The 21,154-nt window shown below is 47.7% G+C and carries 17 protein-coding genes; 1 reads left to right on the top strand and 16 read right to left on the bottom strand.

Annotation, left to right across the window (positions count from 1 at the left end):
* Positions 1-73 precede the first annotated feature (73 nt).
* The 15 genes from LRP49_RS22525 to LRP49_RS22455 all read right to left on the bottom strand — a co-directional run bounded on the left by LRP49_RS22525 (position 74) and on the right by LRP49_RS22455 (position 18,271).
* Complete coding sequence (locus LRP49_RS22525; RefSeq protein ID WP_274145267.1) at positions 74-721, bottom strand: sugar transferase; 648 nt, start codon at positions 719-721, stop codon at positions 74-76.
* Positions 722-748: 27 nt separating this feature from the next.
* Positions 749-1,951, bottom strand: a complete 1,203-nt coding sequence (locus LRP49_RS22520) for a glycosyltransferase family 2 protein (RefSeq protein WP_274145218.1) — start codon at positions 1,949-1,951, stop codon at positions 749-751.
* Positions 1,944-3,023 carry a glycosyltransferase gene (locus LRP49_RS22515; RefSeq protein WP_274145216.1) on the bottom strand — a complete coding sequence of 360 codons (1,080 nt, stop codon included), beginning with the start codon at positions 3,021-3,023 and terminating at the stop codon, positions 1,944-1,946. The genes LRP49_RS22520 and LRP49_RS22515 overlap by 8 nt, the downstream gene beginning before the upstream one ends.
* A 158-nt stretch (positions 3,024-3,181) precedes the next feature.
* A complete protein-coding gene (locus tag LRP49_RS22510; RefSeq protein WP_274145214.1) occupies positions 3,182-5,542 on the bottom strand; it encodes a hypothetical protein in 2,361 nt (786 codons plus the stop codon).
* Positions 5,543-5,607: 65 nt separating this feature from the next.
* On the bottom strand, positions 5,608-7,038 hold the full coding sequence (locus LRP49_RS22505) for a GumC family protein (RefSeq protein ID WP_274145212.1): 1,431 nt from the start codon (positions 7,036-7,038) through the stop codon (positions 5,608-5,610).
* On the bottom strand, positions 7,035-8,156 hold the full coding sequence (locus LRP49_RS22500; protein WP_274145265.1) for a glycosyltransferase: 1,122 nt from the start codon (positions 8,154-8,156) through the stop codon (positions 7,035-7,037). Before LRP49_RS22500 ends, LRP49_RS22505 begins: the two co-directional genes overlap by 4 nt.
* Complete coding sequence (locus tag LRP49_RS22495; RefSeq protein ID WP_274145210.1) at positions 8,149-8,877, bottom strand: acyltransferase; 729 nt, start codon at positions 8,875-8,877, stop codon at positions 8,149-8,151. Before LRP49_RS22495 ends, LRP49_RS22500 begins: the two co-directional genes overlap by 8 nt.
* Before the next feature lie 5 nt (positions 8,878-8,882).
* The gene (gene glmS / locus LRP49_RS22490) at positions 8,883-10,706 is read right to left on the bottom strand and encodes a glutamine--fructose-6-phosphate transaminase (isomerizing) (RefSeq protein ID WP_274145208.1); all 1,824 of its coding nucleotides are present in this window, start codon (positions 10,704-10,706) and stop codon (positions 8,883-8,885) included.
* Positions 10,707-10,955: 249 nt separating this feature from the next.
* Positions 10,956-11,891 (bottom strand): DUF4114 domain-containing protein, encoded by a 936-nt coding sequence (locus tag LRP49_RS22485; protein WP_274145206.1) that lies wholly within the window; start codon positions 11,889-11,891, stop codon positions 10,956-10,958.
* Positions 11,888-12,424, bottom strand: coding sequence for a hypothetical protein (locus LRP49_RS22480; protein ID WP_274145204.1), 537 nt, complete (start codon positions 12,422-12,424; stop codon positions 11,888-11,890). Before LRP49_RS22480 ends, LRP49_RS22485 begins: the two co-directional genes overlap by 4 nt.
* Complete coding sequence (locus LRP49_RS22475; RefSeq protein ID WP_274145203.1) at positions 12,408-13,244, bottom strand: hypothetical protein; 837 nt, start codon at positions 13,242-13,244, stop codon at positions 12,408-12,410. The genes LRP49_RS22480 and LRP49_RS22475 overlap by 17 nt, the downstream gene beginning before the upstream one ends.
* The gene (locus LRP49_RS22470) at positions 13,241-14,665 is read right to left on the bottom strand and encodes a lipopolysaccharide biosynthesis protein (protein WP_274145202.1); all 1,425 of its coding nucleotides are present in this window, start codon (positions 14,663-14,665) and stop codon (positions 13,241-13,243) included. The genes LRP49_RS22475 and LRP49_RS22470 overlap by 4 nt, the downstream gene beginning before the upstream one ends.
* Before the next feature lies 1 nt (position 14,666).
* Complete coding sequence (locus LRP49_RS22465) at positions 14,667-15,803, bottom strand: glycosyltransferase family 4 protein (protein ID WP_274145200.1); 1,137 nt, start codon at positions 15,801-15,803, stop codon at positions 14,667-14,669.
* Positions 15,800-17,059 carry a glycosyltransferase family 4 protein gene (locus LRP49_RS22460; RefSeq protein ID WP_274145198.1) on the bottom strand — a complete coding sequence of 420 codons (1,260 nt, stop codon included), beginning with the start codon at positions 17,057-17,059 and terminating at the stop codon, positions 15,800-15,802. Before LRP49_RS22460 ends, LRP49_RS22465 begins: the two co-directional genes overlap by 4 nt.
* A 195-nt stretch (positions 17,060-17,254) precedes the next feature.
* A complete protein-coding gene (locus tag LRP49_RS22455) occupies positions 17,255-18,271 on the bottom strand; it encodes a glycosyltransferase (protein WP_274145196.1) in 1,017 nt (338 codons plus the stop codon).
* Between the two features lie 350 nt (positions 18,272-18,621).
* Here LRP49_RS22455 and LRP49_RS22450 point away from each other — a divergent pair, with 350 nt between their 5' ends.
* Positions 18,622-19,566, top strand: a complete 945-nt coding sequence (locus LRP49_RS22450) for an NAD-dependent epimerase/dehydratase family protein (RefSeq protein WP_274145194.1) — start codon at positions 18,622-18,624, stop codon at positions 19,564-19,566.
* Positions 19,567-19,622: 56 nt separating this feature from the next.
* Here LRP49_RS22450 and LRP49_RS22445 read toward each other — a convergent pair whose 3' ends face one another.
* Positions 19,623-21,056 carry a sigma-54-dependent transcriptional regulator gene (locus LRP49_RS22445; protein WP_274145192.1) on the bottom strand — a complete coding sequence of 478 codons (1,434 nt, stop codon included), beginning with the start codon at positions 21,054-21,056 and terminating at the stop codon, positions 19,623-19,625.
* Positions 21,057-21,154: the final 98 nt, after the last annotated feature.

Genomic DNA, 21,154 nt, shown 5'->3' with positions numbered 1-21,154 from the left:
AATAAGAAAACGCCCGCATTGAATGCGGGCGTTTTTGTTTATTGCAGTTGCGTGGTTATTGTTCAAGTCGTACTCACTGACCACGGCCACATACCATTACTACGATAGTTTTGAACGCGATGTAGCAGTCCATTTTAATCCATGAAAGCGGTGAAGACAGCGAAAGTGCATAGGAGTGGTCGAAGCCGACTTTAGAACGCACGTCGTCGATGCAGGTGTCGTAGCCTTGGTTTACTTGAGCAAGCCCTGTAATGCCAGGTAAAACCCCATAGGTACGCTCTGCAAAGTATGGAATTGCTGTTTCTAGCTTTTGGTAGAACCCTGGACGTTCTGGGCGTGGGCCTACCAAAGACATGTCGCCCATCAGGACATTTAGAAACTGAGGCAGCTCGTCAAGACGGGTTTTGCGTAAGAAGCGGCCAACTCGGGTAACGCGAGGGTCTTGCTTGGTTGCCCAAGTAGCACCAGACATGGCTTCTGCGTCGATACGCATCGTGCGGAACTTGAGCATGTTGAAAATCAAACTACGATCGGGCATCGCTTTGCCTATTCGCATTTGACTGAAAAGGATCGGTCCAGGGCTATCTAGCTTAATAGCTAGGGCGATTAGGGGGAACAGGGGGAGTGTCAGCCCTAGTCCGATGACTGATAAAACAATATCAAAAAGGCGTTTGCTTTTTGCGGTAATGGGGTCAATGTCCATATTACGGTTTAGCTTCATTTTCAGAGTATTTGTAATAGTCATTGTTTAATCCTCACGGGAAATTGAAGAAGCGGTAGAGACACGAGTCCATCGTCCTCTTTCCAAGCCACTGATGTATCGTAAAGTGCCGATAAGGTTGGCAGTATGACCTGCCACCAGATAGCGTATTGCTCTAACTATTGCGTTTTTGGGTTCGTAGCCTGCCAGTTGGCACGCCAAGATACTTAAATAAATCACCGATTGAACGAGGGCTGCACAGGCAAAAAACCAATGCGTGGGAGCTATTGCAATGCTACCCACCAACGCCGCAATCATTAAAAATGGCATCACGACGCGAAGTGCTTTTCCTGATGCGAATGTAAATGCGACACCACCACGTGATGGCATGAGCAAGGTCATTAGACGGAAAAGCTGCTGACAATTGCCTGCGCCTATTCGTAGACGTCGGCGAAAATCTTGTTGGTTTGAACTTGCTTCTAATTCCACCGCTCTAATGTTGGTATCAACGTCTGCGCGATACCCTTGCGCAACGATGTTCATAGGTAGGACAAAGTCATCATTGATCGTGTCTGCGGGTAACGGACAATACAGTTCACGGCGAATGATGTACAAGGCACCATGAGAGCCAAGCGATGAGCCGAGCTTTGCTTCAAACTGTTGGATTTTGCATTGGTACTTCCAATAATTTGACTCGCTGCTGTTTGCGTTCATCAGACAATATTGGCTGTTCATTACGCCTAGCTTTTCGTCTGTAAATCGCTGCGCTGCAATTCGAAAGGCATCAATAGAAATGAGGGCTGATATGTCAGTCAGTGCAACCAAATCGCCTCTCGCCAGACACATCGATTTGTTAAGAACGGCTACCTTTCCTCTGTTTTCTTCATATTCGGCGACATAAAGATTGAGGTGCGAACAAGGTGTTTCTAATGCTGTCTGTCTTGCGATAGCGGCGGTATCGTCCGAGCACCCATCACAGGCAACGATGATATCCAACTTGTCTGCTGGATAATCCAGAGAGGCAAGGTTTCGAATTTTATCAGCGATCCAACGTGCTTCATTGTATGCGGGCATCAACACTGTGATTGTTGGAAGGTCGTTGTCTTTCAGCATTTTCTGATCCGCGTTCCCTTCTTTGTCGGAAGGGGTACAGCGCACCAGCACCTTTAGCAACAGGGGATAGCCGAGATGGTGATAGATCACCAAAAAGATGCTGATGGCTGTAATCCAGTAAATCCAAGTACTAGTCATTGGTTTGGCCCTCTGCTAACTCATCATATGCCTTTGCCATTTTTCGAATGTCCGAACTGGCGATGATGTGTTCTCTTGGGCTAATTTGGTGGCGTTCGGCTAGAAGCAGCGTGATTTTTTCTGCCATATCTTTAGCATCGCCAGCTTTCAAAATGGTTCCCGTGCTTTGGCATAGCGTTTCAACAGCACCACCAACGTTTGTTACGGCGGTGGGAATGCCACAGGACTGGGCTTCTAAGGGAGCAAGAGGAAAGCCTTCGTTAAACGAGGGAAGGCAAAAAACATCTAGAGACTGATAGAAAGTCGGCATGTTTTCCACGTGACCAAGGAAGTGCACACGACTTTCAAGTCCCAGTGATTTCACTTGGTTCTTTAATGCCTCTTTCAACGAGCCACTGCCTGCAATGGCAAGGTGCGTGTTACTTGGAAGAAGCGTCATTGCATCAATCAGTACACAGTGACCTTTTACTTCTTCCAATCGTCCACTGGTGCCAATAAGTTTGCCGTTTTTCGGCAGTTTTAATTGTGCGCGCGCACTGGCTTTATCGCCGGGCAAAAAGGTGTAGGTGTCGACACCATTTTTTATCACTTGGATGTTATCCATGCCCGGCAATGCGCCTAGCGATTTTGCAACCACATCAGCGTCTGCAACAACGGTCGGCTTAGAAAAGGTAGAAACAATTTTGTGGAGTGTTTTGTGATTATTGTTGCTGTAGTGCCAGGCATCATGTTCAGTATGTATCACCTTAATACCAGCGAGGCGAGCACCCAGACCGGCATAGAAATACGGTCCAATGTGATGGGTATGAACAACGTCAGCATCAAGCACTTTAAAGAGCTCCGCTAATTGCTTAATGAGCGAAGGTTTAAATCCCGGCTTTTTGTTTAAGAAAATGAGCTGATCGGCAAACGGTCTTAGACGGGGCCATTGCTCCATCGCTTCTTCAGCACTGCCTTCGAGGCTTACGATCTTCATCGAGCGTTTGTTATTAGAAAACATCAGTAAATTGAGAGCCATTACTTCAAGGCCTCCCGGTTTTAGATGTTGTAACACTTGCACGATTGTCTTCATTTTTACCTCGCCAGCGAATAGTAGTGTGCTTGGTAATAGATAAAGCATAAGGTGTGCCAGTACGTGATTCGGTAATAAGGTGTTGATTTTCAATTGGAGAAGGCCAAGTAAAAATGCTTGGCCGTTTTCTTTTCTCATCTTGAGAATAGGAATGGAAATTATTGGCTGAGATTGATAATCCTATTTCGCCACACATCGAGAGTTGAAGGGGGGACAGCTAACATAGCATCCCAGCTCTCAGGCACGGTTTGCCTTAGCTCTTTCAATAGCTGTCTGGCGTCGGGGCGTTGCTCGGCTTGTGCTTCCAGCCAAAGTACCCAGCGATAATCGACGATACCTTGTGCAATTTCATAAAGGTCAGTATGAATATCAGGCTCGTTGGGGCAAGGAAGCTCTGTGGGGTAGAAAAATTGAACATCAAACTCGCGCCCATCAGTTGGGTCGTATGGGTCTGCTGTCGGCATCCTGCCGTGCCATTTTAAAAAGCCATCTGCGTCAGATTGCCAAAGATAAAATCCTGATGCCGCGCGTGGAAAAGGGAGATTGTACAACCAGACTTTACGATCATTTCTCTGAGTATCAGTCACTTCATTTTTATCAATACCAAATCCATCGTTAACCAAAACCAGATCGAACATATCGAGATACTCTCGGTCTTCTTTGTGATTGAGGTGACCTGCGAGCTTGGCATCAGGTGCGGTGAGAGAAAAATGGCGATGCATTTCTTTGAATAAATCGACATTACCCGGGTTGCTGGGTTCGTCGGCAATAGACCAGTACGGTCCATGCTGGAGACGTTGCTTATGGTTGCTCTCAATGTCTGCCACGACACTGGCTGCAGAGCTCGTACCGATTGCCTGACTTAATCGTTTCGCGGGCGCATACGCCATAGATTCTATATAACCGAGTTGATGCAGCGTGTGAGACATTGATTCAAAGTCACTAAGCTGGTCTTCGTTTGAAGGTGTAGGGTAGGGCGGTGAAACACCCGTTAAGCCAAGTTTTCTCATAAAGGTTAAATCACATAACATTGCTTCATCTGCCAACGCAGCGAGCTCAGGAAACCAACCAAAGTGAACGGGCTTTTCGAGATATACACCGACAGGCTTATGGAGTGGAGGAAGCTTGGCATCAAGCACGTCAAGGGAGAATGGAGCGTTCAGCTTTCTACCACTGAGCATGATCGTCAGCTGGCCTTGGTAGTGACCCGCTGGTGTCCCCTCAGGAACATCAATTCGAACAATCACCCTTCTGGGCATGGCGACGCCGTTATTTTCAGGCATGATGCCATGCCGCAGTCGTTTGTCATCGGCTTTAAGGAGTGACGAGGCGAGGTGGCTACGGGTCAGTTGCCATTGGCTCCAATGATAAGATGCGGGTAATCGAATGCTATTGTTGCTTGGTTGTTCAAGCATAACAAGCGGAGAACCTTTCGCATTTCCTTGCTCGAACATGAATGTCATAAATGCTGATGTGCCCGCGGCAGCTTTTCCCTCAGCATGGGCGGCTTTTAGTTTTGTTTGGCCAGTTGGCCATGCAGTCCAGGCAGAGACAGGCCAGTTCTTTTCCCACCATGTTTGTCTTTGTCGCGTCAGCATATCGAGCACTAGCGGGTTACTCGTGGGAACCGCGAGAATGCCACTCACAAACTGTGCATCCACATTGTCGCCGCTTAGGGCGAGTTCAACAGGCGTTCCATCACTTGTGACTGAAAAAGTGATGCGATGATCTTCGCGTTTGCCGAAATGGCTCCAACTGGTACTTTTGGGCGTGACGGTATGCTCCTTCCCTTGAAGGTAGACACGGCTAATCCATTGACTAGGCGTGAGATTTTGTAAATGTACACGCTTACCATTTGCCAATATTTCCCGCTTAAGTGGGTGAGGTAAGAACTCCCATTCGCCGCTGTCCCGAAGCCAAAGCGTTATTTGCCACTCTCCTTCCGGGAGAGGCAGTGAGGCATAGTCAATTCCACGAATGCCATCGATAGTCAGAGGATCAGCGACTTGCATACGAGCACTGCGGTCTATGGGTCTCAGTGCTTTTCCTGATAGCAGGCCGGATTCTATCGTGAGAGGTTTAAATCCCGGCCAAATTGCACTGCCTTGCGGGCCAAGATCCCATGCATATACGCCTTTTGCGAGAGGCTTCGGTGTATAAACCTGAGAGGATGAAATCATAAACCGGCTTTCGTTGCTTCCTGGGAAGATGATCATCTGTTCCAGTTTATTCAGAGAAAGCTGTTTACCGTGGGGGGTTCTTAGGCTGGCGAAAGGGACTTGAAGCTCGAATTCGCCGGGAGGAATAACGCGCTCTATGTTCGCTCTGTCAGCGTAACCAGGATTAATAGAGTCATCGGCACGTATCACTAAGATAACGTTCTTATTTGAGAAGTTATTACCTTTTACTTCCAAGAGGGTGGTTTCTTGTACGTCCACGAAGTCGGATTTATTTAATCGAACTTCGGCATGCAATTGCATGCTAATGGTCAGCAAGAATATTGTCAGAAGAAGGCGCATATTCATTCCTCACAACAAAGTAGTCAGGGTATCGTTGTTAGCGTGTTGCTTAGTTGCTTAGTTGCTTAGTCGCTTTCTATTTTCGGAATCCTTGTCAGGACCGGCGCGCCAGTAATTGCTTCTAGTCTTGCAATTCGGCGAATGGTCGTGTCCGTCAGCTCGAGTAAAATGGCTAATCCCACGCCTAAAAAAATGCCGCCAAAGAGGCCTGCAATAGTAAAAATGACGACAGGGAGATTACTCGGTGAAGCGGGTGAATAAGGTCTGTCGATAACCTTAATACGCTTATCTTGTTCAAAGACGCCTAAAGAACTGGTGAGACGTGCCATCTCATAACGTTCCAGCAATTCATGGAAAAGGGTGCGTTTAACTTCTAAATCACGCTCTAGTTTTCGAATTTTTTGTTCTTTTTCGCCGGACTGGCTGGTTTTGACCTCTAGCTGCGTAATCATTTCACGTAGGCTGGCGGTTTCTTCTTGGAGTGTTTCTACCTTGCTTCTGGCTGCTTGAAGATTCTCAAGTTGCGAAATCAGCAAAGGTTGTGACTCTATGCCTGCTTCTAATGATGCACTGCTCGCAATGTCCCATAGCTTGGTGGTATCGACGGTTTCCTGAGCATTAGCCAACAGTTGAGTACGTTGCTCTTCGAGGCGTCTTAAGTTACGCAGTGCCCCTTGTACCAGGCTGTGTTGGTCAGTGTAACGCGCTTTTAGCAGCGCAAGTTCACTGCGAAGTCGGACAATTTGATCTTCAATTTTACCGATGACCGGGTTAGTACTGGATAGCTGTTGGTCAAGCCCACCTAGGCTTTTTTGGGCTCCCGCCATTTCTGCTTCTTTTTCAGACAACCGTTGTTTAAGTTGCTCAATGCGTGAGTAGTTGGCCATTTGCAGCTCAGGCAGACCATCTGCGTGCTTGCTCCGAAAATCTGCCAGTGCAGCTTCTGCTTTGTCCAAATCATTACGGCGGAGTTTAATGTGCTCGGCCAAAAAGTAGCTGGAGTCCTTCATTGATGAGCGTTCAGGCGCGAGAAGTTCTTCGATAACGAACCGGCTGACTGACTCCAAGGTCTCTTTCATACCTTCAGGGTCGCCTGCGCGGTAGTCAATCCGGATGACATCTTTGCCGATAGTGGACATTGAAAGGCCATTGGAGAGAATCTCAATGGTTTCATCAATCAGTTGGGGGTCTGAATCTTCTTGGATCATCCCTTGTTCTTGTGCAACTTTACCTAAGATGTGGCGGCTATGAAGAAGGGTCTGCAGGCCACTGAAGCGTTCTTTCATCTGAGAGGAAACCGCGAGATCTTCTAAGAAAGGATTCATCTTAGAGGTTTCTTGAATGAGCATGCTGGTGTGAGAGCTGAATTTCTTAGGACTGACAACCCCAATCAAGGTGCCCATCAAGGGCAGGATGATAATGGGAAGCATGACAACGTAACGTCTTCGCCATGCGCCATCCAGCAAAATAAGGAGTTTGTACGTCAGAGAATTCATAGCGCACCCAACCATTGGTCAAGTTGTTCAGCACGTGATTGCCATGTTTGACCCATAAGCGCACGTTGTTGATCCTCGTTAATGTTGCAGCCAACAGCCTGGGTAAGGGCTTCAATAAACTGGTCTGAATGACGTGCAACGGAAACATATTCACTGTAGTGCTCGACTGCCGGAAAAGGGGTACTCACAATGGGACGTCCTGTTGCAAGGTACTCTCGTAATTTGAGGGGGTTACAGGCATTTATCTGCGCGTTATTTTTAAAAGGCAGTAGACTTACTGTCCAATGTTGACTGTATGTGGGCAATTCGTTGTGGGGGCGAGGGCCTAAAAATAGCGTGTTGTCGAATCGACGCATTTGCTCTGCGCGTTCGCAGGTATCTCCGATAAAAACAAAATGCCATTGAGGTAATGCTTGAATGACGCTCTCGAGTAAGTCGTAATCCAGCCACTCGGACAATGAACCATAAAAGCCAGCGATAGGTTGACCTGAAGAAGGGAGATCCGCTGCGCGCGGCGCAGGCGTGGAAAAGAGTGAGTAATCGACTCCATGAGGGAGTAGCTGAGTACGGTCTTGAGGAAACTTGGCTTGTAAGGTCTCACTTGCCGCCAGAATTAAATCGGCTTTATCTATTAGCTCGCTTTCTCTTAATGCCACGGTTGTGTGGTCTACACCGGCGAGAGAGGAAAAATCGTCGCCGCAGTAATAGACCAATGATGACGTATCAAGCAGGTTGGCGACGTCGACAGCGGTAGGCAAGGACGTCCACAGAATAGGGTTGTCGAGTTGTGCCTCTTCAATAATAGGTTTTAGCTGTTTTTGCAGCATATTGGCCGCCAGTTTTCTGCCTAATTTTGTTTGCGGGGCAGGAAATGTTGTTGGGTTTACCACGGTAAAATTTTCGGGTGTTGAAATATTTGCTTGTGTCGGTTTGGCGATTTGTTTCGCGGTCAGTTTTCGCCAAGCACGCTTCACATCGTGAACAGATAGCGTAGGTCGACGAAGGCCAATTGAGTTTACCCAAATGACTTTACGATCCTTGGCAAGAAAGCGAACCAAATGCTGCGTACTGGATGGCAAGCCGTCCCAATCTTCACCGAATACAATCAAATCACGCACCATGATGTTTTTCCTCTTCAGTGAGGGGACGAAGCACCTTAGCCGGAACGCCGCCCGCCACGACAAAGGGAGGGAGGTCTTTTGTCACAACACTGCCCGCTGCCACGATGGTTCCTTCCCCAATGGTGACGCCCGCCATAACAGAAACGCCCGTTGCTAACCAAACATCTCGTTCTAATATGATATCGCCCACTTGTTGATCCAGTTCTGGCATCCCCGCGGCTCTGTCCTCTGCATTGATTGGGTGACCGGGGTATCCAGCAAGAAAAGCGCGTCCAGCAATTCGGACATTGTCACCAATCACTACGGTAGTCCCAACAGCAATGGTCGTTTGCCAACCAATATCTGTATTGCTACCTACTAACAGTGTAGGCACGACGTTACCGCACGTTCTCCCGGAAAACGTCGTCTGACCAGAAACGCGGCACTGGTCGCCTAACGAAATTGAAACAGGGCCAGAGATAAAGGGCAGACCGCCATAGAGGTATAAGCCCTTACCAACTTCCTGAACTCTCCCTTTAAATAAGGGTGTCCACCAAAATACGCGTGTCATATTGGCCCACAGTGAGCCTGCTGATGTCACTAGATGGTAGAGGGGCAAATAAATCAGCTTTGGAGCTGGCATGCTGATGTTGAGTAAAGCCTTCAAGGTGCAGAATAGCCCCCTCGCAAAGGGGCTTGGGCTTGTTTTAATCCATTGCTTCGTCGCTTGAATATTCATGGCGATTACTCCACGGTGACGGACTTCGCAAGATTACGAGGCTGATCGACGTCGGTACCCTTCAAACATGCAACGTGATATGCCAAAAGTTGAAGGGGCAATGTATAAAGGAGCGGTTGAAGCAAAGCGTCTGTTTCAGGAACTTCAATTGCCTGAGTGATATGCTGCCTCGCCATTTCAATACCTGAGCCATTACTGATCAAAATGACTTGGGCACCGCGAGAAGACACTTCACGTAAGTTAGACAGTGTTTTGCCCATCATTGGGCCGGGAGGGGCAATCATTACAACGGGCATTTTGTTGTCAATCAGCGCAATGGGGCCGTGTTTCAGCTCACCCGCTGGATAGGCTTCAGCATGAATGTAGCTAATTTCTTTAAGCTTTAGTGCGCCTTCTAACGCGAGTGGAAATGACATACCACGACCTAAATACATGGTGTGCTCACTGTGCACTAAAGACTCGGCGACTTTGTCTATGCTCGCCATTTCATCAATTACTTTCGCCATCTCAACAGGCAGTGTGTAAAGGTGCTGAATCAATTCGCGTTCAGCGCGTTCATCCAGTCGACCCGATGCTTTACCCATTTGGAGTGACATCAAGAGCAGCACCAATAGCTGGCCAGTAAATGCTTTCGTCGATGCTACGCCAATTTCCGCGCCTGCTAATGTACGAAGAAATGCGTCACTTTCTTGCGCCATTGAACTGGACTCGACATTGAGCAACGAAAGGCAGGTCAAGCCTTGCTCTTTACTGTAACGAAGAGCTGCAAGGGAGTCTGCGGTTTCGCCAGACTGGCTAATAAACAACGCTAAGGTATTGGGTGAAAAGGGAGATTCTCTATAGCGGTATTCTGACGCTATATCGACATCAACGGGTATGCAGGCGTAACGTTCAAACCATTGGCGAGCAACCATGCCGGCGTAATACGACGTACCGCAAGCGACAATAGACAGGCGTTCAAAGTGAGATAGATTGGCGGGGAACGCTTCGCTTTTTAGTGTGAATGTCGCCGCATCACAGTAATGGTTGAGTGTATTTCGCATCACTTCAGGTTGCTGGTGGATTTCTTTCAGCATGAAGTGCTTGTAACCCTGCTTACCTTGATCTTGTTGCGAGATAATCAGTGGCTTCAATTCTTTGCTCACAGTACAGCCACCTGCGTTAGTGATGCCGATTTCGTTCACTGTGATTCGTGCAATTTCGTTGTCATCAAGATAACAAAGGTTGCGAGCAACACGGGAAAGCGCAATGGAATCTGAGGAGATGAAGTGACCTGCGGCACCTTGGCCTATCACAAGGGGACTACCGTAACGTGCGGCATAAATTGTTTGGGGTTCGTCCGCAAACACGGCCGCAATCGCATAGCTACCATCAAGTTGGCTAACCGCTTCACGCAGTGCTGTTTCAGGTGACATCCCTTTATCGAGGTTGCGCGAAATCAGTAGTGGGATGGTTTCACTGTCTGTATCACTTTCGAAGTGATAGCCATCTCGTTCTAACGACGCTTTAAGATCGGGATAATTTTCAATGATCCCGTTGTGTACCACCGCCACTCGATCTGTCATGTGGGGATGCGCATTTCTTTCAGATGGCTCACCGTGCGTTGCCCAGCGGGTATGAGCGATACCGATATAGCCTTCAACAGGGTTTTGGGCTAATAGCGTGCTTAATGCTTGAAGTTTACCTTCTGCACGGCGGCGTTGCAGGCCGTTTTCATTGACTATCACAATACCGCTTGAATCGTATCCACGGTATGAAAGGGAGCTTAATCCACCGACTAGCGTTGACGTGACAAACTCGTTTGAAACAGCAGCGAAAATTCCACACATGGCAAATCTCCTTGTTCTAATTTGGCGTTAATGACTGCCTTTCTGAACAAGATTTGCATGAAATAGGCCAACTTTTTTAGCAGTTAAATTTCAACACTTTACTGTTTGTAGGGCGGGAAGTGACGGTTGATTTCTCATTTTGATTTTCAAATATCCCACTTTTTATATAAGGCGCATCCTCACTCGTGTTTGAATGGAAATACTGGGATTAAAGTGAAAAAAGCCGGAGGCGACTCCGGCAAAAAGTTTTCACGCAATAATAAGTTCTTGGTCTGGGCGGCTCGCTCTTTTCCTTGCCATTGAAATCATGCCTGCGACCATCGCAAGGCCAATCAGACTTTGGGCCATAGGGGGTAAGGGGGCGGTGGCAATGTTTGAACCACTGAATGCATCAACCGGGTCACTTGATATCATGAAAATGGCGTCATTGAAGTCTTCGTCAGACCCAATGTTCCAGTCATTGGCGGTATTATCTGCTCGATTGAGGTCCTCAAAGCCCATGATGACCTGTTCTTGGTTGTCATCCGCGAACAGCATTGCTACGTGCCTTGAGGTTTGACTTGAACTGCCAAATTCATAAGTAAAATCAGCCTCGGGATTCAAGAAATCTAACCCGTAGAACGTTTGATCGACACCAGTAAGGGCATCATCAGAAATGTAGTCGCCACTTAGGTATGAGTTCTGAGTAAGAAAGAAACTGACGTTTGTATCTGCATCAAACTGGCCAAGGTGTACAGTATCACCAACATCTAGGGATCCACCGCCGCCCGTTTTGGACAGATTTGGGAAGAGGAAACCGTAGTTAACACCGTCGATGGCATTGAGTTCATTGAGGGAGACGACACCCGAGTTATCTGTGTCTATATCGCCTTTAGTTAGTCCGCTGAAACTATCATTTTCAAACGTAAAATAGCCCAATGAATTCTTATATCCCGCCCCTTCATCTAGAAAGCTCACATAGATGTTAGCTTCTTGGTTCAAATCCAAATAAGGGTTGTAGTCGGTATTCAAGAACTCTGCATTCACAGCACGAGATTCGGGTAAGACTTCGTTGGTCAGCGTCAAAAAATCCTCGTATCCAGAACGGCTCTCGATATCTGGAGGGTTGGTATCAACGTCAGCATTAACGGCAGTAGGAACAACGAGCACACTGCTTAATAATGCGAGGGTTAATGCGTACTTCATTGGAAGCCTCCTTTGAGCACGACTTCGTTAAAAGGAAGGCGTTCAACAAAAGCACATTGCTTTGGGTAAGCGACGGCGAATGCTGGGCCCGGGTAGAAAGAACTAGAGCGTCCCATTTTTATGGTCACAGCGTGTAGCATGGTTTTTAGCCAGAAAATGGCACGTGGGAATTCACTGTAGGTATTACCATCAAAAATGTATTTACTGTTGTAATTGGCATTGGCTATCAATGTTTGCCAAAGACCGACAAGCTCATCTCCGTCAGGCAGAACGAGTAAGGCCATATAGCCGTCACAACGAGGGAGCGAAACTTGAAGGCCTTTTATGCCGGCATCTTCGGTGTAGTGAACAGATTTAAATTGACTAAATCCGTGTTTCTTGAGGAAGCCTACTAATAACCTTTCGGCAGAGCCTTCTTCATAAATGCCCTGTGAGGGTGCCGGAGCGGAAAGCCGTATAGATACGCCTCCAAGCAATAATGCCAATATCAAACTCATGGTTACCCAATCGGTCAGGCTATTTCTTGTCGACAAATCGAAGCCCCCCATAGATAACCGCGAGCGTGGTGAGGGCGGACAACGTGAGATAGATATCCTCCCCATCGGCAGAATGCCACCAATCGAGCCAACTCATGCTTAGCCCCATGCTGAAAAGTCGGGCGATATTCAAGATAAGTAATAGGCAGACGAGGCAGGCAATGACCAAGGCTTCTCGCCTACATACGCTAATGCCGTGCCAGCGAGAGATTGCAATCCAACACGCGATGGCACTAAAAATGGCAGGAAGGGAGGAACAGTTTCTAAGCATCAATACTTGGTGGTCTGCGGCACCAAAATAGACATTTCCAATGGCCTCGCCAGTGCCCGTTGTGACCCACAGCAACGCGGCAACCAGGCTGGCATCGACTGCGAGAAGCGGTTCCGTGAACCACTTTAAGGAATAGAATGTCATGAACGCCATGAAGGCATGAGCGATAAGAATCACGCCAGCCTGTTGCATTGCGGTATGTTGTTTGCCAGCGCGAACCACAAGCCAAATTCCGGCCATCATTGAAGCGAGCAGTGTGGTTTGAAAACTGGGAAAAACCAAAACCAATGCAATGCAGATTGCCAGTGTGTTGTCGGATTTATTGGCAAGTACGGTTTGGCTTGAGAACAACAACGCAAAGGCGAAAACAAGGCTAACGAAAGCGGGGATAGCATCGAACTCTGATGCAGTAGGCGCATTGTCTGAGAAGTAGGGAAGGGCCAATGCAAAGGCTATGAAGCATAAAACGGGGATGCATAAGCGTTGTATGCTGGGCACGAACAGCCTATTGCGCGTTTTTACATAGAAAGAGTATGCAGCAATCATGCAACACCTCGCCTCAGCAAATTAGCAGGCAGAGCAGGCAGCAAACCGAATTTTTGTCCCGCGACGCACACACTCAACGGCGCAGCAATGACCAGAACGATTCGAGCACTAAAGCCTATGTCTAACGAACTAATGAACAGCCATAAAAAGCAGAGCCCGGAAAGCGCACACAGAGGGCCGACGCTGTAAGGCAATCTAAACACTCGTTGGCCGACGAGATAAAACAAGGTGAAGCGAACCGATTGAGAAAATAGCAATGCTGCCAATACACCAAATACGCCAAACTCCTTACCCCACCACCACAGAGTGATAAAAGCGAGAACAGCGGAAATTGCGCTAATCGCCAGTTGGGCATAGGAGGTTTTACCCGCATAAGTGCCAAGGTTGACTAACTCTGCCATTTCTTTAAACAACGCAGCAGCAACCAAAACAGCGGTCAGCTGTGCAGCAAACTGGTAGCTGTCGGGCAATAAAAGGTCAATCGCGATCGGTGCCGACAAGGCAACGACGATGGCGATACACATGGCTGCAATTAACCCATAGCTGGTGAACCTGGTTGCTTGGTGGTGGCCGTTTTCGCCATAAAGCACATCAAAGCGTTTAGGCATCCACCACATGCCAAAGGGTTGCAGAAGCAGCACCACAGCCAATGCGAATTTTGCGGCCACACCAAACTGCGCCACGTCTTCCAATGTGGCAACTTCTGCAAGTACCCAACGGTCGAGTCCATTTAACGTAAACGCCATTAAGCCACTTGCCATGATTGGTAAGCTGTAAATCAACGATTGTTTTGCAACGGTACGGCAGAACGAAAAGCCCGTATCGCGAAGTTGCAGGTAGCCGAGGAATATTCCTTGAGTAATTGCCGCAATAACACCAGCCTCAAGTACACCTTCAATGCCTCTACCCATAAGTAAAAACGTTACAGTGAGTGCTGCTTGAAAAAGGGCACGTCCGACGGCAGCGGAGAAGAAAGCTACCGCATGGTTTTGCATTCGCAACCAGCCCAAAGGCACAGCAATGCAGCCTTCCAATGCCAACATAAGTAGCACTAGCTGAATTTGATAGGTGGTTAAACCACCGGGGACGTGGTTATCAAGAGCAGCGGCAAGCACCCAGCTAAGGGGAGCTAAAATGGCTCCGACAATCACAGTCAGAGTAAAAATGCGCGCCGCCATGGTTTTTCGTTCTTTACTGTCCTGACAACCACCGACAAAGCGATAGAGAGCATCTTCCAGTCCTAGTCCAACGAGAATGCTGCCCAGCGCAGCGATACTGCTGACAATTTCTAGCTTGCCGAATTCCGCTTGCGGTAAGTAGTGAGTGATAAAGGGCAACATAAGCAAAGAAATGCCTTTCATCAGCGCGATGCTGCTGCCATATAACAGGGTTTGATTGAGGGCAGACGACATCTTTTTCATGCTATGCCCTCTCACCTGAAATATTGTCGAGCACAGAGGTTTGCTCAGACATCAATGCGCTGCAAATGGCGGAAAAGCAGATTTCAGCTCGATAGCTTTGGGCGATTGAAGCGACAGACTTGCCCATGGATTTCACCATCGTCATATCGCTTTGCGCTTTTACAATCGCTTTTGTTAGCGCATTTTCATCGTCGGGCGTGTACTTAATACAATTGACGCCGTCGGTGAGTTGTTGATCCCAGAAGGCCCCATCAGATGGAATGATGATACACATACCCGCGGCCATGGCCTCAAGAATGGACAGCCCAAAGGGCTCTTTCGTGCTGGTCGAGATAAATACATTTGCACTCGCACGAATATGATCCAAGTTTTCTGGCGCGTGATGCCAAAACACCTTGTTGATAGGTTGAGGAGCCTCACTGACGGGCAAGTTATTTTGCTGGGGTTTGATATAACAGATGTGTGTTTCTGGGCGCATAGACGGTCTCATACCGCGAATGGCACGCAACAGTACATCCAGACCTTTCCATTTCAGCAGGGAGGCAGCCCAAAACACCACTGAATAGTCGTATTGACACGGCGATGGCCAACTGTTTTTAGGTAGGCCATTTTTAAAGGTTTGGAAATTTGTGTATGAACAGATATCTGATGAATAACCAGCCGCTTCTAAAGCGTGTTCAAGCGAATGTTGCGCAGACGACAAATAAAACACGTTATCGGCGGTTTTCAAACATCGGCCAATGGTGCGCGAGCGGGCTACAGGTCCATGAATCATTTGGATGAGTTTGAACCCAAACAAGGGTTTAATCAGATATAACGCGAGGTCGACCCCTGGGCCTGACGCCGCGAGTGCGGTATCTATCTTCCCTACAAATAAACGCAACCAAAGTAGCTGTAAGGCAATGAAAAGGTGTCGTGCAAAATACGATAAGCCTTGTTCTGCTTTTTCCAGTTTCTCAGGCATACACAAAGGCTGCACATAGGCTTGAGATTGCTTCCAGCTCTTTGGATCCGCAGTGAGAATGGTGACACGCGCTTCCTTTGATTTTAATTGGCTCAAAACGTGTTTTGTTGAGACTTTAGATCCGCCCGCAAATGCAATGGGGTCGAGGATCAGGATATGATTCAACTTGCTCATAATGCCACCTCTTGCGCTCCGGTGCCGCGATAACGTTGAACAAACTTAAACGACGCTTTCATGGGAGGAATAACCTGCCATTGGGTTAACCAACGAGCGTTCATTGAAGGGTCCGACGTTAGGCTCTGATAAAGCGATTCAAACTCAGCCGTGTGCGCTTCGATGGTAAAGTGCGTCATTACGCGTTGGTATCCGGCGCGGCCCATTGCTACACGCTGATCTTGATTGGTGTAAAGGTGATAAATTGCCTGAGCAATCGCATGTGCATCTTCAGGTTGAATCAGTTTGCCTGTGACATTGTTTTCGATTACTGAAGGAATACCACCAACAAGCGGAGCAACAACAGGGAGTCTTGCCAGCCCTGCTTCGGCTAACGTGAGTCCGAATACTTCCTCTCTTGCAGCGGAAACACAGATGTCTGCGCTGCCTCTCATCAACCCGACAACGTTGTCGCGCTCGCCGATAAGATGTACGTGGCTTTGCAGGTTATGGTGTGCAATCTGCTCTTCAAGTGCTGCGCGTTCTTCTCCCTCGCCAATAACCACAAAATGAATGGGAAGGCGCATCGCGCGGAGTTTTCGACAAGCGTCAATCAATAGATCAACACCTTTGCGGTGAATCAGTGAGCAAACACTCATCGCAATAAAGGCATCACTGGGTAGTTGAAGCGTTTTGCGAATGTCTTCAACAGGTTGGCTAAGCAAGGTGTCTGTGTCTATTCCGTTAGGAATCACTTTGCAGCGATTATCATTTGCACCATCACTGAGGAGTTGGTCAACGACAGGTTGGCTGACACCGACTGCCATGCTTGCATGATGTAATCCCAGAGTGATTCTGTCTCTCAATGGATACCGTGCGTGTAGGTGCAAAACCAGAGGAAGTTTGCGAGAGCGAGCAACCCAATTCATCCATTGCGACGGTGCGCCACTGTTTGAATGAATGAGTTCAATATTGTGCGTGTCGACAATTCGCTGACCTTCACGGATTAAATCGCGGTAGCCTTTGAAGTCGAATCTGGGGTGGCGTTCTCCAAACAAGAGTGGAAAATCGTCGACATAAACGTCAATGCCGAGTTTTCTCACTTCTTGTGCGAGTACGTCGCTGTTACACCAAAGAACAGGGTTGAACAATTCTTTGTTAATGTGTTTTAGCAAATCGATAAGGCAACGTTCGCTGCCTCTGATCCAATTGTCGCCATAGTGCACAAACAGCACATTTTTAGAAAGTTGGAGAGCGTTAGTCATTGTATTGTTCATTGCTGCCTCCTGATGCTTTTTAGGCTTTCACTTTGTGTATCGTTGCGTGAGATGAAAGCTCTTTTTGTCTATCCAGAAGTGCAAAGGTTGTGCCACACCGGTAACTCGTTGAAACAGAGTGAATTCAAATCGACATGTTCGTTGTGGCACTGTGTATTTGGCTTTGTTTTGTCATTTTGCAAGTCAGCGTCGAGGTCACTTTGCAAAAATGGCGTAGTCTTGGAGCAACAGTGGAACAACAGCTTTAGCCGAGTATCGTGTTTCTATGGTGTCGATGGCATTGTCGCGCCAATGTTTCTTATCGTGTTCATTCCCACTGCACCATGTGTGAACGACTTCGGCCATGCCATCCATATCATTGGGCTCAAGTAGCCATCCATTCTTGCCGTGTTCAATCAGTCTATTTAAGCCTCCAACATCAAATGCAGCGACAGGGATCCCCCTTGCCATGGCTTCCAATGCCACCATAGGTAGCCCTTCTGCTTTGGACGGGATCACTAGCAATCCGACTTGAGGCCAAATAGAAGTCATGCTTTCTTGCGCGCCATGAAAGGTGACATTTTCTGTTGCCTCGGCCTCCAACTGTGTGCGTAAGGGGCCATCGCCAAAAATGTCAAAGTGGAGAGACGGGTAGCGCGTGGCGAGATTAAGCATTCGTTCAGGGGCTTTTTCTTGGCTTAACCGGCCGACAAACGCAATTTTCTCGCCCTTTGATGGCTTGAGTTGCTGCGTATCAACAAAGTTGTTGGTGAGAGTGGCAGGGCAGGGAAGTGTATCTAAGATCGGGGTACTCACTGCATACACATGGTTTGCCAAGAATGCCGTATTTCTGTCTAGCCAGTCATACCAATGAAGACGCCCCTGTTTCTTTTCTCCACTATGAAATGTGCTTGCGCAGGAAACACCCATCATGCGTGCAATGGGTCTCGCCAAAATCCCAGCTTTATATCCATGCGTATGAATAATGTCTGGTTTATGCGTTTTTATAGCCTGCCATAATGAAACAATTCGGCCATCTAATAACACACAGGTAATTCCATGAGACTGCAGCCGTTTCTCTAATGGGTGCTGAGCGTGATTCTGAATAAACACAACAGTGACATGGTTGCTTAAACTGCTCAGGCCCAGTGCGAGTTGTTCAACGTGTGATTCGATTCCGCCAAATCCGCTGCTGTCTAACACAATCCAAATCTTTTTTGCTTGCTTAGCCATAGGGCCTCCGAACAATAATTGAACAAACAGCAAAAGAGACAGCAAAGATAATGCCAATATATCCCCCCGTATTTTCGGCCTTAAAACCCTCTATAAATGAATCACTTCGTCAAATTGAGAATAAATCCTCACGTATTCACCAAACCGAGAATCAGAATGAGGAATAAGGGAGAGATGAGAAAGAGGAGGCTCATCTACCTATTTAGCGTGTGATGTTATTTACGATGAGATTGATTTTTTATCTTATTGAACTGTATGGCATTACCTGAATCTTTAATGCGCTCTAAAAAAGAAGTGGCAGAGTATTTGCAGTGGAGGGAGCAATATTCCTGTTATTGATAGAGGCGACTATGGCAAGTTATTTGGTTACAGGTGGTTGCGGTTTTATTGGCTCTCATCTCGTCGAGACTTTGCTCGCAGATGGTCACCACGTTCGCGTCGTAGATAACCTCTCAACGGGGTCGCGATCTAACGTTCCTCGCCACTGTGAAGTGAGGCTAGCTGACATTTGTGAGCCTGGTGTCATCGAAGAAGCGATGGAAGGCATCGATGGCTGCTTTCACCTCGCAGCCGTTTCCTCCGTTGAGCGGTCAAATGAGAGTTGGGTTGAAACTCATGACGTGAACCAAACAGGTAGCATTCGTGTTTTTGATGCGGCGAAACGTCACAAAACCCCCGTTGTTTATGCATCTTCAGCGGCGGTATACGGTGACAATGCGGATACGCCATTGTCAGAACGTTCGACGGTGAGGCCATTAACTGCATATGGCGCGGACAAGCTTGGCACAGAGCTCCATGGTCGTGTAGCGAGCCTTGTTCATGGCGTACCTACAACAGGCTTGCGATTTTTCAATGTTTTTGGTCCTAGGCAGGATCCTAAATCGCCATACTCTGGTGTAATTTCAATTTTTGCTGATAGGGTACTGAGCAATCAAACCCTGACCATCTATGGTGATGGTGAGCAGACACGTGACTTTGTTTATGTCTCAGATGTCGTGCGCTTCCTGCGAGTTTCAATGAATAAGGTTTCTGTTTCGCCTGAGGTGTTTAATGTTTGTCGCGGCGATGCAATGTCCGTGAATCAGCTCGCCAGCATTCTTGCTTCTATTGCGGGAAGCAGCCTGAACATTGAGCACTTACCCGCAAGAAGGGGGGATGTGAGAATGTCGATAGGAAGTCCCGCGAGAGCCTCAAAAGAGCTCGGATTAGTGGCAGAGACCAGTGTGACGCAAGGACTGCGCGAGTTGATGGGGTATTTCGTAAATGAAGGTAATTCCGATAGAAATGCCAGCTAGCAAAATGAAAATCCCCTCAAATGAGGGGATTTATGCACAAAAGTAAATAACGAGGCTCAAATTTCATCGGTTTCCCACGCTTGTTTTTTGCGGTATAGCGTAGAGGGGCTGACTTTGAGTAAAACCGCGGCTTTCAACACGTTTCCATCGCAATGCTCAATCGCACGCTGAATAACCTCCCGCTCAATATCGCAAAGGGGGCGTATATCAGATGGAATATCACCTGTTGCCATATAATCGTCATTCTCGGTGAATTGCTCCATTTGCGGCAACTTAGCAGAATGAGAAAGAGATTTGATTTCATTGTCGCTTAACGTTTCATTAAGTGGCGGTGGCAATTGCTTGATACTCACCGTGTCACCATCATGCAGGACGACAATGTTTCTAATCACGTTTTGCAATTGTCTAACGTTACCTGGCCAAGGGTAGTGTCGGAGAACGACCTCAGCTTCAGAGGAAAACTTAGTAAACCTTTTCCCTTCTTCCTGCGCATACGTGATAAGAAAGTTGGTCGCAATCGACAATATATCGTCTCCACGTTCTCTAAGTGGTGGCAATGCCAAAGGTACAACGTGAAGACGATAGTACAAGTCCTCGCGGAAGCGCCCAGCGGATACTTCCTGCAGTGGGTCTTTGTTGGTTGCGCACAAAAATCGAATGTCGACGCTTTCTTCTTTACTACCACCCACTTTCTGATAACGGCCCGTCTGGATAAATCGCAGCAGTTTCTTTTGTAGCTCTAAATCCATCTCGCAGATTTCATCGAGAAAAAGGGTGCCGCCTTCTGCTTGTGCAGCAGCCCCTTTTCTGTCTGTGCTTGCACCGGTAAATGCCCCTTTCACGTGGCCAAATATTTCGCTTTCCATTAAGTCATGAGGAATCGCCCCACAGTTAATGGCGATAAACGGCTCTTTGGATCTTGGGCTTTGACGGTGAATAGCTTCGGCGCATACCTCTTTACCGGTGCCACTTTCGCCGGAAATAAACACAGTTGCTTTACTGGGGGCTGCGGCATCGATGATGCGATATACATTTTGCATCGGAAGGCTGGAGCCAATGAAGCCTTGGTATGTATTGCGCTCAAAGCTGCTTTTCATGTCTTCAACCAGATTAAGAAGACGCGCGTGCTCTAAGTGATTTTTAATGGTCGCCTTCAGGCGTTCGGCACTGACAGGCTTCTCCAAAAAGTCATCGGCACCTTGCTGCATTAACTCAACAGCGGTATTTACAGAGCCATGGCTGGTAACAATGATGATTGAGCATGGCAGTCCATTCTTCTTGATCCAATGAAGGATGTCTTGCCCTAACATATCCGGCAGCTTCAGATCCAGAATGACAATATGTGGCGTGGTTTTTTGCAGGTAATTGAGGGCATCTTGCCCCGTTTCCATACACACAAGCTCAACCGATTCTTGCGCTAAGTACTGCTTATAGAGATTCGTCAGCGGCTGCGAATCTTCGATGAGTAATATGCGGTACTTTGATTTCATAAGGTCGCCTTTCCCTGCCGATACCGTGCTCCGCGTTACGACGTGTCGCAGCAATGGTGCTATCTAGTGAATGTCCATAATTCTAAGTATATGTTCTG

This window comes from Enterovibrio qingdaonensis, from assembly GCF_028683135.1.
Classification (GTDB): Bacteria; Pseudomonadota; Gammaproteobacteria; order Enterobacterales; family Vibrionaceae; genus Enterovibrio; species Enterovibrio qingdaonensis.
The sequence above is the reverse complement of the archived record's forward strand: the minus strand, read 5'-3'. Positions and strand labels throughout refer to the sequence as shown.

Excerpts from the sequence above, each read along its gene's own strand:
- LRP49_RS22515 (WP_274145216.1), bottom strand. The coding sequence starts at position 3,023 with ATGAAGACAATCGTGCAAGTGTTACAACATCTAAAACCGGGAGGCCTT.
- glmS (WP_274145208.1), bottom strand. The coding sequence starts at position 10,706 with ATGTGTGGAATTTTCGCTGCTGTTTCAAACGAGTTTGTCACGTCAACG.
- LRP49_RS22475 (WP_274145203.1), bottom strand. The coding sequence starts at position 13,244 with ATGATTGCTGCATACTCTTTCTATGTAAAAACGCGCAATAGGCTGTTC.
- LRP49_RS22520 (WP_274145218.1), bottom strand. The coding sequence starts at position 1,951 with ATGACTAGTACTTGGATTTACTGGATTACAGCCATCAGCATCTTTTTG.
- LRP49_RS22470 (WP_274145202.1), bottom strand. The coding sequence starts at position 14,665 with ATGAAAAAGATGTCGTCTGCCCTCAATCAAACCCTGTTATATGGCAGC.
- LRP49_RS22445 (WP_274145192.1), bottom strand. The coding sequence starts at position 21,056 with ATGAAATCAAAGTACCGCATATTACTCATCGAAGATTCGCAGCCGCTG.
- LRP49_RS22510 (WP_274145214.1), bottom strand. The coding sequence starts at position 5,542 with ATGCGCCTTCTTCTGACAATATTCTTGCTGACCATTAGCATGCAATTG.
- LRP49_RS22455 (WP_274145196.1), bottom strand. The coding sequence starts at position 18,271 with ATGGCTAAGCAAGCAAAAAAGATTTGGATTGTGTTAGACAGCAGCGGA.
- LRP49_RS22485 (WP_274145206.1), bottom strand. The coding sequence starts at position 11,891 with ATGAAGTACGCATTAACCCTCGCATTATTAAGCAGTGTGCTCGTTGTT.
- LRP49_RS22495 (WP_274145210.1), bottom strand. The coding sequence starts at position 8,877 with ATGAATATTCAAGCGACGAAGCAATGGATTAAAACAAGCCCAAGCCCC.
- LRP49_RS22525 (WP_274145267.1), bottom strand. The coding sequence starts at position 721 with ATGAAGCTAAACCGTAATATGGACATTGACCCCATTACCGCAAAAAGC.
- LRP49_RS22465 (WP_274145200.1), bottom strand. The coding sequence starts at position 15,803 with ATGAGCAAGTTGAATCATATCCTGATCCTCGACCCCATTGCATTTGCG.
- LRP49_RS22460 (WP_274145198.1), bottom strand. The coding sequence starts at position 17,059 with ATGAACAATACAATGACTAACGCTCTCCAACTTTCTAAAAATGTGCTG.
- LRP49_RS22505 (WP_274145212.1), bottom strand. The coding sequence starts at position 7,038 with ATGAATTCTCTGACGTACAAACTCCTTATTTTGCTGGATGGCGCATGG.
- LRP49_RS22450 (WP_274145194.1), top strand. The coding sequence starts at position 18,622 with ATGGCAAGTTATTTGGTTACAGGTGGTTGCGGTTTTATTGGCTCTCAT.